We start from the raw sequence: 14,588 nt of genomic DNA, 5'->3' as shown, positions 1-14,588 counted from the left end.
CGCTTACTTCGGACGCTTCGCGCCGTACTTCGAACGACGCTGCTTACGGTTCTTGACGCCCTGGGTATCCAGAACGCCGCGGAGGATGTGGTAGCGCACGCCGGGCAAGTCCTTGACGCGACCGCCGCGGATCATGACCACCGAGTGCTCCTGGAGGTTATGGCCTTCACCGGGGATGTAGCCGATCACCTCGAAGCCGTTGGTCAGGCGCACCTTGGCGACCTTACGAAGCGCCGAGTTCGGCTTCTTCGGGGTCGTGGTGTAGACGCGGGTGCAAACACCACGCTTCTGCGGCGACTGCTGCAGCGCCGGCACCTTCTTGCGCGACTTCTGCACTTCACGCGGTTGAGCGATCAGCTGGTTGATCGTCGGCATCCTGGCCTTACCCTTTGTTCTGTCGCGAACCCTGTCCGGATCCGCTGTCTTGCCGCAGCCCGTTGCCGGGACTGCAAATTCTTTCGAGCCACCCGCCCGACGAGGTCGCCTTCCGCGAAACAATCCGCGCAAAGCGAAATTGCGCCAACCGCCCCATCAACGGGCGGAAAGCGCTTCGACGCCACAGAGGACCGCAGTATCAAGGCCGGTCGGCGGAAAGCCGCGGCCCGCGCACTGAGGTCATGCATCCGAATTCGATCTCAAGAGAACGATCTCAAGAGAACTAGAATCGCACTGGCATTGCCTAGCTATGATCGACAGCGTTTGAGCGGCATTCGTCGAGGTTGGTGCCCGTCTTGAGCGACCCTCGTGGATCTAGTCCTTGCGGCTCTAGTCTTCGGAGGTCTGACGGGTGGCCCGTTCCGACGCTGGCGATGCTCACCGCCTGTCGTTAAGTGAGGCGCTTTCTATAAGTGGGAGTCGCTCAAGTCAAGGCGAAACGACAGTCACGAAGCGCTTCAGGAGCCTGTTAAAATCGCCGTTTGCCACCCTCCCCGCGTAACCTGGATATGGCAGCGCAACCGGCATTTCGCCAGCGCGCCGTCAATTTAAACCCGGGTGAAAAGTAATTTTATAATGCTCCGAGGGCCCTTTTTGCGCTCTCAATTCCTTAAGGCGCATTAATCTCTTCACTTCGACCGAAATTGGCGACGGCGATCTCACCACGACGGACGGCAGGCCGTCAGATTCGATCGACACCGCCCTGCCCGGCCCCGGCCAATCCGCATGCGAGCTATCCGGCTCAAGTCCTGGAATCGAAGCCCTGACGCGCCGACCGCGCGAGGCCGATGACGGGATTCGCAGAATCAGCGCGACTCACTCCTCGTCGTCGTCCTCGTCCTCGTCCTCATCGTCCTCGAGGTCGTCGTCGTCATCCTCGTCACTGCCGTCACCGGCGAGAGCCGCCGCGCCATGCGGCTGGTGCATCTGGTCGTTCCAGAGCTTGCGATAGGTCCCGTTCTTGGCGAGCAGCTGGGCATGCGAGCCGCGTTCGATCGCCCTGCCCCCGGAAATCACGATGATCTCGTCCATTTCGACCACCGACGTCAGGCGGTGGGTCGACCAGATCATGGTGCGGCCCTTGGCGACCTTGAGCAGGGTGCGGTTGATCGCAGCTTCCGTGGTCTGGTCCAGCGCCGAGGTGGCCTCGTCCAGCAGCAGCACCGAGGGGTTGCGGATGATCGCGCGCGCGATCGCGATGCGCTGGCGCTGGCCGCCCGAGAGCGTATCGCCGCGCTCGCCGACCGGCGTGTCGTAGCGCTGCGGCAGGCTCATGATGTAGCGGTGGATCTCGGCCTTCTTGGCGGCCTCCTCCACCTCCTCGTCGGTCGCCCCCTCCTTGCCGAGCCGGATGTTCTCGCGGATCGACATGTTGAACAGCATGTTCTCCTGGAACACCACCGCCATGCTCCGGCGCAGCGAATCCAGCGTCACCTTGCGGACGTCGACACCGTCGATGGCGACGCGCCCCTCGTCGGGCACGTAGAGCCGCAGGATCAGGTTGAGCAAGGTGCTCTTGCCGGAGCCGCTCGGACCGACGATCGCGATGCGCTTGCCTGCGTTGAGCTTGAGGCTGAGATTGTCCAGCACCGGCGTCTGGCTGCCCTCATACTGGAAGGTGACGTGATCGAAGGTGATGTCGTTGGTGATGCGTGGCAGATCGGGGGCGCCGGGGCGGTCGGCGCCGCGGGTCGGCTCGTCCAGCAGTTCCTGGATGTGCCGGATCGCGGCGGCCGAGGAGATCGACACCGGGATGAAATGCATCACATGGGCGATGTTGTAGGAGACCTCCCAGAACGCGCTCTCGAAGGTGACGAAGGTGCCGATGGTGATCTGGCCCTTGGTCGCCAGATACGCGCCGATCGCGAGCACCACGAGGTGCAGCATCAGCACCGAGATGGTGACGGTCCTCTCCACCATGGTCGACAGGAACGCGGCCGAGGCGATCTTGTCGCGCGTCGCGTCGTTGCGGAAGGTGAAGAAGCCGAACATCTTGCGCTGCAGGCTGAACGCCTTGATCACGGCCTGCGCCGCCACGTTCTCCTGCACCATGCCGAGCAGCGCGCTCTCGTTGAGCTTCTGCTCGTAATTGGCCTGCACCGCCTTGGGCGTCAGGATCCGCGGACCGATCAGCGTGATCGGGAACACCAGCAGCGCGACCACCGCAAGCTGCCAGTTCAAAAACACCATCAGGATGATGCCGGCGATCAATTCCAGAAACGGCAGCGCGGCGCTGTTGGCGAAGGTCTTCACAGAGCCTTCGAAGGCCGAGAGGTCGACCGAGAAGCGCGACAGGATCTCGCCGCGCTTGGTGCGGCCGAAATAGCCGGCCGGCAGGTCCTGAACGTGCTCGAACAGGCGCTTGCGGACGTCGGAGATGATGCAGGCCGCCAATCGCGCGTCCCAGCGCTCGTACCAGACTGCGACGATCGAGGTGAAGATGCCTGCGACGGCAAGTACGCCGAGGATCTTGTACAGCGCGTGAAAATCCTCCTCGCCGAGCGCGTCGTCGATCAGGAACTTGAGGCTGAGCGGCATGATGACGTTGAAAAGCGTCTCGACGAAGACGCCGAACCCCACGAAGGACAGCATCCGCTTGTAGTTCGAGAGGAACGGCTTGACGAAACCGACGATGGTCGCGAGCGCGCCGGCGGCCTCGCGGGCGGTAAAGACGACGAGATCCTCGTCCTCGTCGTCGTCGTCGTCGAGCTCCAGCTCGTCATCCGCCTCGTCTTCGGCATCCTCGTCGTCTTCGAGGTCCGGCTTGGCGGCGGAGGCGAGCTTGTCGTCGAGCTTGGCCGCCTCTTCGGCGGCGAGCTTCTGTTTGTCGGGCGAAAGAGGTTTTTCGTCGGGCGAGAGAGGCTTGGATGCCATGAAACCAACCGATGCTGACGGCCGGCATGACCGCAGAGAAAGCAGGAGATAGCGGAGGGCCGCTATCGCACCGATTCTATGCGATCAGGATGAATTCAGCAAAACAATTGGCGAATCGACGCGCCTTCCGGGGCTAGTCCTCGTCGTCGTCCTCGACCTTGTCGAAGAAGGAATAGCGCAAGCTGTCGGCGTCGGCGTACCACTGCCCCGGCCCCTTGTTGGCGGCGAGCGTCGCCTCCCAGAGCGCATCGGTGCAATCCTTGCGGTGCATCGAGAGGTCGAAACCGTTGCCGAAGAACAGCTCGGACCATTCCCACCAGGTGCCGAGCTTCTTGACCCCGCGCAAGAGGTCGTAGCGGTCGATCAGCGCCGGCGCCATGTCCGAGGTGATCGAGCCGAACACGAGGCCGGTCTTGACCACCCGGTTGAGCTCGCGGATCGCGCGGACCACCTGCTTGGGGGAAACGTGGCAGAGGCTGGTCTCGAACACGAAGTCGAAGCTGCCGTCCTTGAACGGCATGTCGGTGATCGAGCCGAGCTTGTTGTACTTTTTCAGCGCCTTCGGCGTCTTGGCATGGATGGCGCGGTTGTTCTCGATGCCGTAGGCATCGATGCCGCGCTCGCGCAGCGCGCCCACCAGCTCGCCGCTGGCCGAGCCCGCGACGAGCAGCCTGGCGCCCTTCGTCTTGCCCCAGACGATGCCGAGCAGCCTGGTGAGATAGTCGGGATCGCTGAAGTGACGCCACGCCTCGTGATAGGGACCGAGGCCACGATAGTTCTCGAAATAATCGCGGTCGATCTTGTCGGACAGCGGCTTGTCCTGCTGCGCGCGTTCGCGGCGCAGCCGCATCATCTCGGTCAGGATGATGTCGGTGGCGGCATCCGAGGAGTCGAGCAGGCCGTTCAGCGTCGAGTCGAACAGATAGTCGCCGACCACCACGATGCCCGGATGCTCCTTCGGCTCGGGACGGTGATTGGTCATGACGTCGCGCACCGGCAGACCGCCGGGTATCGCGTTCACCGACGACAGCCAGCGGTGGATCTTGCCTTCCATGAAATGCGCGCGAGCGTCGCCAAGCGAAGCCGGCAGCGATTTCAGCGCGGCGTCGATCAGTTCCTGGTCCGACAGGTTGGCGAAGGCGAGCGCATCGGAGCCGGGAATCAGCCAGTTCAGCACGCCGTGCTTGCCGACGTCGTGGCGCGCGCCCTCATTGTAGACGCAGCAGCCGCCGAAGGCTTCCGACATGAACCACGCGCCGGGAATCTTCTCGCCCCAGAACGGCGCGTCGAACAGGATCGAGACGCGCAGGTAATGCGCGGGACGATCGAAATAGGCGACGTGCTTGACCATCGACTTGCGCAGCTGCTCGCCTTCCCACCCCACGGTGGCGAGCCAGGAATGCGGCAGGCAGACCAGCACGAGATCGAAGTCGCGGGTCTCCGGTCCCTTGCCGTTCATCATCTTGAGCTGGTAGCGACCGGTCGGGGCCTTGCCCACGGCGAGGACGCGGTGGTTGAGCTGGATGTCGGCGTTGACCTCCGACTGCAGGCACTCGATCAGCTGCTCATTGCCGTTCTGGATGGAATAGAGGCCGATATAACCGTCGACGTCCATCAGATAGTTCTTGAGCGCGTTGAGGCCGTTGGTGTTGTGGCTCTCGGTCGCGATGTCGGAACGCGCCATCACCTTGAAGAAGCGCTTGGCGGTCTCGTCGTCGACCTCCTCGTCGAGCACCTGCTCGGCGGTCTTGTAGGCCCAGGGATTCTCGTTGTCGTGCGCGCCGACGCCCTCGTAATATTCGATCGGCGACATCACCTCGCTGCAGCGCTTGCGGAAGGCCTCGATCGCAGCGGCGGTCTTGGCCCCGTATCTGCGGCGCATGCCGGGAACGTCGTTCAACAGCTCGCCGCCGAGATGCACCTGCTCGGCATCCATCGGAATGGTCTGCAGCCCGAAATGCTGGATCAGCTCGCGCAGCGGATCGGGACCGGTCATCGAGTAGTCGTAGATCTCGGCGACGCCGGCTTCGTACATCGCGGGCGCGGAATCGAATTTGCGCGTGACCACCTTGCCGCCGAGCCGGTCGGAGGCCTCGTAGATTGTGACGCGGCAGAGGTCGCCGAGCTTGCGCTTCAGATACCAAGCGCTCATCAGCCCGCCCGGGCCGCCGCCTACGATTGCCAGATCAAGCATGTGAGTTCCGTGGTCTCCGGCCCTGCCCCCGTCACGGGATCCACCGGCCTAAACTCCCCTAGCAGAAGCGCTTTTGCGCCTGAAGGAAAGATGAACAAAGGTTGATCCCGCATCGCAGCAAGCAAAGAAAGCAGCAAAAAGGCCGGCTTGCGCCGGCCTTTTCAAGGTCCTCGGTATTCCTACGGATGAACGATCATTCCGCGGGCGGCAGCGCAGGAAGCTCCGCTTCCGGCGCGGGCGACACGACCGCCGCCTGCTTCTCGCGCTCGTCCAGAATCAGCTTGTCGCGCTTCATTGCGACTTCGCGGATCTTGGCCATGGAGGCGCCGGTGCCTGCCGGGATCAGCCGGCCGACGATGACGTTCTCCTTGAGGCCTTCGAGCGGATCGATCTTGCCGTTGACCGCCGCTTCCGTGAGGACGCGGGTGGTCTCCTGGAACGAGGCCGCCGAGAAGAACGAACGGGTCTGGAGGCTCGCCTTGGTGATGCCGAGCAGAACCGGCGTACCCGTGGCGACCTTCTTGCCCTCTTCCTTGGCCTTCTCGTTCAGCGCGTCGAACTCGATCTTGTCGACCTGCTCGCCGGAGATCATGTCCGTGTCGCCCTGGTCGGTGACTTCCACCTTCTGGAGCATCTGACGGACAATCACCTCGATGTGCTTGTCGTTGATGAGCACGCCCTGGAGCCGGTAGACTTCTTGGATTTCGTTGACCAGGTAGGCCGCGAGCTCCTCGATGCCCTTGACCGCAAGGATGTCGTGCGGCGCCGGGTTGCCTTCCACGATGAAGTCGCCCTTTTCGACGACGTCGCCGTCCTGAAGGTGGATGTGCTTGCCCTTCGGGATCAGGTACTCGCGCGGCTCGTCGGTCTTGTCCATCGGCTCGATCGAGATGCGACGCTTGTTCTTGTAGTCGCGCCCGAACCGGATGGTGCCCGCGATTTCGGCGATGATCGCCGCATCCTTCGGACGCCGTGCCTCGAACAGTTCCGCCACCCGCGGCAGACCGCCGGTGATGTCACGCGTCTTGGCGCTTTCGGTCGAGACACGGGCGAGGATGTCGCCCGGATTGACCTTGGCACCGACGTCGACCGAGAGAATGGCGTCGACCGACAGCATGTAGCGGGCATCGCCGCCACGGGCGAGCTTGAGCACCTTGCCGTCCTTGCCCTTGACCACGATGGCCGGACGCAAATCCGAGCCGCCGCGGGTCGAGCGCCAGTCGATGACCACGCGCTTGGCGATGCCGGTGGCCTCGTCGAGCGTTTCCGAGATCGACTGCCCCTCGACCAGATCCTCGAAGCCGATGGTACCTTCGACTTCGGTGAGCAGCGGACGGGTGTAGGGATCCCACTCGACGATGCGCTGGCCACGCTTGACCATGTCGCCCTCGTCGACGTGCAGGCGCGAGCCGTACTGGACGCGGTGCGTCGCACGCTCGGTGCCGTCGGCATCGACGATCGCCACGACCATGTTGCGCACCATCGCGATCAGGTGGCCTTCGCTGTTGCGGGCGATCGACTTGTTCCTGATCACGATCTTGCCGTCGAAATTGGCTTCGACGAAGGACTGCTCGTTGAGCTGCGCCGCACCGCCGATGTGGAAGGTGCGCATCGTGAGCTGGGTGCCCGGCTCGCCGATCGACTGCGCCGCGATGACGCCGACCGCTTCGCCGTGGTTGACCGGCGTGCCGCGGGCGAGGTCGCGGCCATAGCACTTGCCGCAGATGCCGTTGACGAGTTCGCAGGTCAGCGCCGAGCGGATCTTCACCTCCTGCACGCCACCCTGCTGGATGGCGTCCAGATGGCTCTCTTCCATCAGCGTGTCGCGCTTGATGATCACCTTGCCCGAGCTGTCGCGAATGTCTTCGCAAGCCGTGCGGCCCAGGATGCGCGAGCCGAGCGAGGCAACCACCGTGCCGGCGTCGACGATGGCGCGCATCTTGATGCCGAGCTTGGTGCCGCAGTCGGACTGCGTGATGATGCAGTCCTGCGCGACGTCGACGAGACGACGGGTCAGGTAGCCCGAGTTCGCGGTCTTCAACGCGGTGTCCGCGAGGCCCTTGCGGGCGCCGTGGGTCGAGTTGAAGTACTCGAGCACCGAGAGGCCTTCCTTGAAGTTCGAGATGATCGGCGTCTCGATGATCTCACCCGACGGCTTGGCCATCAGGCCGCGCATGCCGGCGAGCTGGCGCATCTGGGCCGGCGAACCGCGGGCACCGGAGTGGGCCATCATGTAGATCGAGTTGATGTCGGCATCCGCCCCGCTCGCCGTCTTCTTGGTCGAGGAGATCTCCTTCATCATCGCCTTGGCGATTTCTTCCGTGGCCTTCGACCAGGCGTCGACGACCTTGTTGTACTTCTCGCCATGGGTGATCAGACCGTCGTTGTACTGCTGCTCGAAATCCTTCGCCAGCGTACGGGTGGTGTCGACGATCTTCCATTTGCCGTGCGGCACGACCATGTCGTCCTTGCCGAACGAGATGCCGGCCTTGAACGCGTTGTAGAAGCCGAGCGCCATGATGCGGTCGCAGAAGATCACCGTCTCCTTCTGACCGCAGTGACGGTAGACCTGGTCGATGACGCCCGAGATCTCGCGCTTGGTCATCAGCTTGTTGATGATCTCGTAGGTGATGCGCGGGTTCTTCGGCAGCAGATTGCCGAGCATGACGCGGCCGGCGGTGGTCTCGATCCAGCGCGTCGAGACCTTGCCGGTCTCATCCATGCCCTGCCACCGGTACTTGATCTTGGTGTGGAGGTGAATGACCTTCGCATGCAGGGCGTGCTCGAGCTCGGCCATGTCGCCGAAGATCTTGCCCTCGCCGGGCAGACCTTCGCGCATGATCGAGACGTAGTAGAGACCGAGCACGATGTCCTGCGACGGCACGATGATCGGCTGGCCGTTGGCCGGATGCAGGATGTTGTTGGTCGACATCATCAGGACGCGCGCTTCCAGCTGCGCCTCGAGCGACAGCGGGACGTGCACGGCCATCTGGTCGCCGTCGAAGTCGGCGTTGAACGCCGAGCAGACCAGCGGGTGGAGCTGGATCGCCTTGCCTTCGATCAGCACGGGCTCGAACGCCTGAATGCCGAGGCGATGCAGCGTCGGCGCGCGGTTGAGCAGCACCGGATGCTCGCGGATGACCTCGTCCAGGATGTCCCAGACCTCGGGCCGCTCCTTCTCGACCAGCTTCTTGGCCTGCTTCACCGTGGTGGACAGGCCCTTGGCGTCAAGCCGCGAATAGATGAACGGCTTGAACAGCTCGAGCGCCATCTTCTTCGGCAGGCCGCACTGATGCAGGCGCAGCTCGGGACCGACCACGATCACCGAACGGCCCGAATAGTCGACGCGCTTGCCGAGCAGGTTCTGACGGAAGCGGCCCTGCTTGCCCTTGAGCATGTCGGCGAGCGACTTCAGCGGGCGCTTGTTGGCACCCGTGATGACGCGGCCGCGGCGGCCGTTGTCGAACAGCGCATCGACCGCTTCCTGAAGCATGCGCTTCTCGTTGCGGATGATGATGTCGGGCGCGCGCAGCTCCATCAGCCGCTTCAAGCGGTTGTTGCGGTTGATGACGCGGCGGTAGAGGTCGTTGAGGTCCGAGGTCGCGAAACGGCCGCCGTCGAGCGGCACCAGCGGACGCAGGTCCGGCGGGATCACCGGGACCACGGTCATGATCATCCATTCCGGCTTGTTGCCGGAGTGGCGGAACGCTTCCACGATCTTGAGGCGCTTGGCGAGCTTCTTGTGCTTGATGTCGGAGTCGGTCTCCTGCATCTCGACGCGCAAGCTGGCTTCCAGCTTCTCGAGGTCCATGCCCTTGAGCAGCTCGCGGATCGCTTCGGCGCCGATCATGGCGGTGAAGCTGTCCTGGCCGTACTCGTCCTGCGCCTTCAGATACTCGTCTTCAGACAGCAGCTGACGGTCCTTCAGCGCGGTGAGGCCCGGCTCGAGAACGACGTAGTATTCGAAGTACAGGATCCGCTCGAGATCCTTCAGCGTCATGTCCAGCAGGAGGCCGATGCGCGAGGGCAGCGACTTCAGGAACCAGATGTGGGCGACGGGAGCGGCGAGCTCGATATGGCCCATGCGCTCGCGCCGGACGCGCGACAGCGTGACCTCGACCGAGCACTTCTCGCAGATGATGCCCTTGTACTTCATGCGCTTGTACTTGCCGCACAAGCACTCGTAATCCTTGATCGGCCCGAAGATGCGGGCGCAGAACAGGCCGTCGCGCTCGGGCTTGAAGGTGCGGTAGTTGATGGTCTCCGGCTTCTTGATCTCGCCGTAGGACCAGGACAGAATCTTCTCTGGAGACGCGATCGAGATCCGGATCTGGTCGAAGACCTGAGCCGGCGTCGTCGGGTTGAAGAGATTCATAATTTCTTGGTTCATCGTCTTCTCCTCGCGTGCCGGTCGCCTCCGGCCGCAAATTCGAAAATCACTCGATCAGGCGCCCTGCCCTCAAGGCATCGGGAGGGGCGCCAATGCCCGGCCGTGAAGGCCGGGCATGAAAGGTCGTGTTACTCGGCCGCTTCCGACGTCGGCGCCGGTCCAACCTTGGAGTTGTGCAGGTCGACGTTGAGGCCGAGCGAGCGCATTTCCTTGACCAGCACGTTGAACGATTCCGGAATACCGGCCTCGAACGTGTCGTCGCCGCGCACGATCGCTTCGTAGACCTTGGTACGGCCGGCGACGTCGTCCGACTTCACCGTCAGCATCTCCTGGAGCGTGTACGCCGCGCCGTAAGCCTCGAGCGCCCACACCTCCATTTCGCCGAAGCGCTGGCCGCCGAACTGCGCCTTGCCGCCCAGCGGCTGCTGGGTGACGAGCGAGTACGGACCGATCGAACGCGCGTGGATCTTGTCGTCGACCAGATGGTGCAGCTTGAGCATGTAGATGTAGCCCACCGTCACCTTGCGATCGAAGGCATCGCCGGTGCGGCCGTCATAGACGGTCGACTGGCCCGACGCGTCGAGACCGGCAAGCTTCAGCATCTCCTCGATGTCGGCTTCCTTGGCGCCGTCGAACACCGGCGTTGCGATCGGCACGCCGCGGCTGAGGTTGTGGCCGAGCTCGATCAGTTCGTTGTCGTTGAGCGACTTGATCGTCTCGTCCTCGCCGTAGACCTTCTTCAAGGTTTCCTTCAGCGGCTTGATGTCCTGCTTCGACAAATAGGCATCGACCGTCTGGCCGATACGCTTGCCGAGGCCGGCGCAGGCCCAGCCGAGATGGGTCTCGAGGATCTGCCCGACGTTCATGCGCGAGGGCACGCCGAGCGGGTTGAGCACGATGTCGGCGTGCGTGCCGTCTTCGAGGAACGGCATGTCCTCGATCGGCACGATCTTCGACACCACGCCCTTGTTGCCGTGGCGGCCGGCCATCTTGTCGCCGGGCTGGATCTTGCGCTTCACCGCGACGAAGACCTTGACCATCTTCATCACGCCGGGCGGCAATTCGTCACCGCGCTGCAGCTTCTCGACCTTGTCGAGGAAGCGCTGTTCAAGCCCCTTCTTCGACTCGTCGTACTGCTTCCGCATGGCCTCGATCTCGGCCATCAGCTTGTCGTTCGGCGAGGCGAACAGCCACCACTGCGACTTCGGGTACTCCTCGAGCACCGCACGGGTGATCTTGGTGTCCTTCTTGAAGCCCTTGGGACCTGCAATGCCCTGCCGCCCCTCGAGCAGCTCGGCAAGACGGTTGTAGACGTTGCGGTCCAGGATCGCCTGCTCGTCGTCGCGGTCCTTGGCCAGACGCTCGATCTCTTCCCGCTCGATCGCCAGCGCACGCTCGTCCTTGTCGACGCCGTGACGGTTGAACACGCGCACTTCCACGATCGTGCCCTGCACGCCCGGAGGAACGCGCAGCGAGGTATCGCGAACGTCGGAGGCCTTCTCGCCGAAGATGGCGCGCAGGAGCTTTTCTTCCGGCGTCATCGGGCTCTCACCCTTCGGCGTGATCTTGCCGACCAGGATGTCGCCGGCGCGCACTTCCGCGCCGATGTAGACGATACCGGCTTCGTCGAGGTTCTTCAGCGCTTCTTCCGAGACGTTCGGAATGTCGCGGGTGATTTCCTCGGGTCCGAGCTTGGTGTCGCGGGCCATCACCTCGAACTCCTCGATGTGGATCGAGGTGAAGACGTCTTCCTTCACGATCCGCTCGGAGAGCAGGATCGAGTCTTCGAAGTTGTAACCGTTCCACGGCATGAACGCGACGAGCACGTTACGGCCGAGCGCGAGCTCACCGAGGTCGGTCGACGGACCGTCGGCGATGATGTCGCCCTTCTTGACGATGTCACCGACCTTCACCAGCGGACGCTGGTTGATGCAGGTCGACTGGTTGGAGCGCTGGTACTTCATCAGACGGTAGATATCGACGCCCGACTTGGTCGGATCGAGATCTTCCGTGGCGCGGATGACGACGCGGGTCGCGTCGATCTGGTCGATCACGCCCGAACGGCGCGCCGCGATCGCGGCACCCGAGTCACGCGCAACCACGCCTTCCATGCCGGTGCCGACGAACGGCGCCTCGGCGCGAACCAGCGGCACCGCCTGGCGCTGCATGTTCGAGCCCATCAGCGCGCGGTTGGCGTCGTCGTTCTCGAGGAACGGGATCAGCGCCGCGGCCACCGAAACCAGCTGCTTCGGCGACACGTCCATGTAGTCGACCTTGTCCGGCGTCACCGGCAAGACTTCGCCGGCGTGACGGCAGACCACGAGGTCTTCGGTGAAGCGGCCCTTCGGGTCGAGCGGCACGTTGGCCTGCGCGACCGTGTAGCGGCCCTCTTCCATCGCCGAGAGGTACACCACCTCGTCGGTGACGCGGCCGTCCTTGACCTTGCGGTACGGCGTCTCGACGAAGCCGTACTTGTTCACGCGCGCGAACGTCGCGAGCGAGTTGATCAGGCCGATGTTCGGGCCTTCCGGCGTCTCGATCGGGCAGATGCGCCCGTAATGGGTCGGATGCACGTCGCGGACTTCGAAGCCGGCGCGCTCGCGGGTCAGACCGCCCGGTCCAAGCGCCGACAGGCGGCGCTTGTGGGTGATCTCGCTGAGCGGGTTGGTCTGGTCCATGAACTGCGAGAGCTGCGAGGAGCCGAAGAACTCGCGCACGGCGGCAGCCGCGGGCTTGGCGTTGATCAGGTCCTGCGGCATGACCGTGTCGATGTCGACCGAGGACATGCGCTCCTTGATCGCGCGCTCCATGCGCAGCAGGCCGATGCGGTACTGGTTCTCCATGAGCTCGCCGACCGAGCGCACGCGGCGGTTGCCGAGATGGTCGATGTCGTCGATCTCGCCCTTGCCGTCGCGCAAATCCACCAGCGTCTTGATGACGGAGAGGATGTCTTCCTTGCGCAGCGTGCGCTGGGTGTCGGGCGCATCGAGGTCGAGGCGCATGTTCATCTTGACGCGGCCGACCGCGGAGAGGTCGTAACGCTCGGCGTCGAAGAACAGCGACTGGAACATGGCCTGCGCCGAATCCAGCGTCGGCGGCTCGCCCGGACGCATCACGCGGTAGATGTCGAACAGCGCGTCTTCACGCGTCATGTTCTTGTCGGCCGAGAGCGTGTTGCGGATGTAGGGGCCGACATTGACGTGGTCGATGTCGAGCAGCGGCAGTTCCTTGTAGCCGTGCTCGTTGAGCACCTTCATCGACTTGTCGGTGATTTCCTCGCCGGCTTCGGCGTGGATCTCACCCGTCTTCGGGTTGACGAGGTCCTCGGCGATGTAGTTGCCGACCAGTTCCTCATCGGCCAGGCGCAGTGCCTTCAGGCCCTTTTCCTGGAGCTGGCGGGCGGCGCGGACGGTGAGCTTCTTGCCGGCCTCGAGCACGACCTTGCCGGTGTCGGCGTCGATCAGGTCGTTGACGGTCGAATAGCCGCGGAAGCGGTTGGCGTCGAACGGAACGCGCCAGCCTTCCTTGGTCCGCTTATAGAGGATCTTCTTGTAGAACGTGGACAGGATCGCCTCGCCGTCGAGGCCGAGGGCGAACATCAGCGACGTCACCGGAATCTTGCGGCGACGGTCGATACGCGCATAGACGATGTCCTTGGCGTCGAACTCGATGTCGAGCCAGGAGCCGCGATACGGGATCACGCGGGCGGCGAACAGCAGCTTGCCCGAGGAATGGGTCTTGCCCTTGTCGTGGTCGAAGAACACGCCGGGCGAGCGGTGCATCTGCGAGACGATGACGCGCTCGGTGCCGTTCACGATGAAGGTGCCGTTCATCGTCATGAGCGGGATGTCGCCCATGTAGACGTCCTGCTCCTTGATGTCCTTCACCGACTTCGCGCCGGTTTCCTCGTCGATATCGAACACGATGAGGCGCAGCGTCACCTTGAGGGGCGCCGCGAAGGTCATGCCGCGCTGGCGGCACTCGTCGACGTCGTATTTCGGCTGCTCGAACTCGTAGCGGACGAACTCCAGCATCGAGGTGCCCGAGAAGTCGGAGATCGGGAACACCGAGCGGAACACCGCCTGCAGGCCCTCGTCGAGGCGACCACCCGTGGGTTCATCGACCATCAGGAACTGGTCATAGGACGCCTTTTGAACCTCGATGAGGTTCGGCATCTCGGCGACTTCCTTGATGTGTCCGAAGAACTTGCGAACGCGTTTGCGACCGGTGAATGTCTGCTGCGCCATCGTGGCCTCTCATTTCGTCGCCCGCTCTGGGCGCGCCGTCCGGAACGCGGCTGCCACCGCTCCCCGGGTTGAATTTTTCGAACCCGTTTTGGGGGTCGGAAACTCAGTTTCAGGCCGGAATGTCCTGAATCTGTTCTTCAGACCTTCAAAACGCAAAACGACGCGCGGGGCGCATAGGCGCGCCCGCCCGTCACAACGATCGTCTTCACGGACTGCAAAAGCCCGAAATAGCTTGCTCTCCCAACGGCTTACAGGGAAATCCGGCCTCCCTGCCCACCGCGCTTTCGTGCTGCCGACCCGATATGGGGCGACAATAGTGCAGATTCGAGGGTCAAGCCCGCAAATCCCCACACTTTTTCGTGTTCGGCTCGCGTCGGGACCTTCCGTCGCACGCCTTTTGCATCTGCCCGCCTCGAGAGCGGACTGGGATCCCGGGCGCTCCGCCCGG

General features: G+C 63.5%; 5 protein-coding genes. All 5 read right to left on the bottom strand.

Going from position 1 to position 14,588, the window contains the following annotated elements; translation table 11 throughout:
• Positions 1 to 3 precede the first annotated feature (3 nt).
• Complete coding sequence (gene rpsL / locus CO669_RS05465) at positions 4 to 375, bottom strand: 30S ribosomal protein S12 (RefSeq protein WP_007603006.1); 372 nt, start codon at positions 373 to 375, stop codon at positions 4 to 6.
• A gap of 876 nt (positions 376 to 1,251) precedes the next feature.
• The gene (locus CO669_RS05460) at positions 1,252 to 3,309 is read right to left on the bottom strand and encodes an ABC transporter ATP-binding protein (RefSeq protein WP_097658737.1); all 2,058 of its coding nucleotides are present in this window, start codon (positions 3,307 to 3,309) and stop codon (positions 1,252 to 1,254) included.
• A gap of 133 nt (positions 3,310 to 3,442) precedes the next feature.
• The gene (locus tag CO669_RS05455; protein ID WP_097658736.1) at positions 3,443 to 5,503 is read right to left on the bottom strand and encodes an FAD-dependent oxidoreductase; all 2,061 of its coding nucleotides are present in this window, start codon (positions 5,501 to 5,503) and stop codon (positions 3,443 to 3,445) included.
• A 193-nt stretch (positions 5,504 to 5,696) separates the two neighbouring features.
• Complete coding sequence (gene rpoC / locus CO669_RS05450; protein WP_097658735.1) at positions 5,697 to 9,893, bottom strand: DNA-directed RNA polymerase subunit beta'; 4,197 nt, start codon at positions 9,891 to 9,893, stop codon at positions 5,697 to 5,699.
• Between the two features lie 128 nt (positions 9,894 to 10,021).
• Complete coding sequence (gene rpoB, locus CO669_RS05445; RefSeq protein ID WP_097658734.1) at positions 10,022 to 14,140, bottom strand: DNA-directed RNA polymerase subunit beta; 4,119 nt, start codon at positions 14,138 to 14,140, stop codon at positions 10,022 to 10,024.
• Positions 14,141 to 14,588 lie beyond the last annotated feature (448 nt).

Origin of the sequence: Bradyrhizobium sp. Y36, assembly GCF_002531575.1 — a bacterium.
GTDB lineage: Bacteria > Pseudomonadota > Alphaproteobacteria > Rhizobiales > Xanthobacteraceae > Bradyrhizobium.
This window is presented reverse-complemented; position numbering and strand designations above follow the sequence as displayed.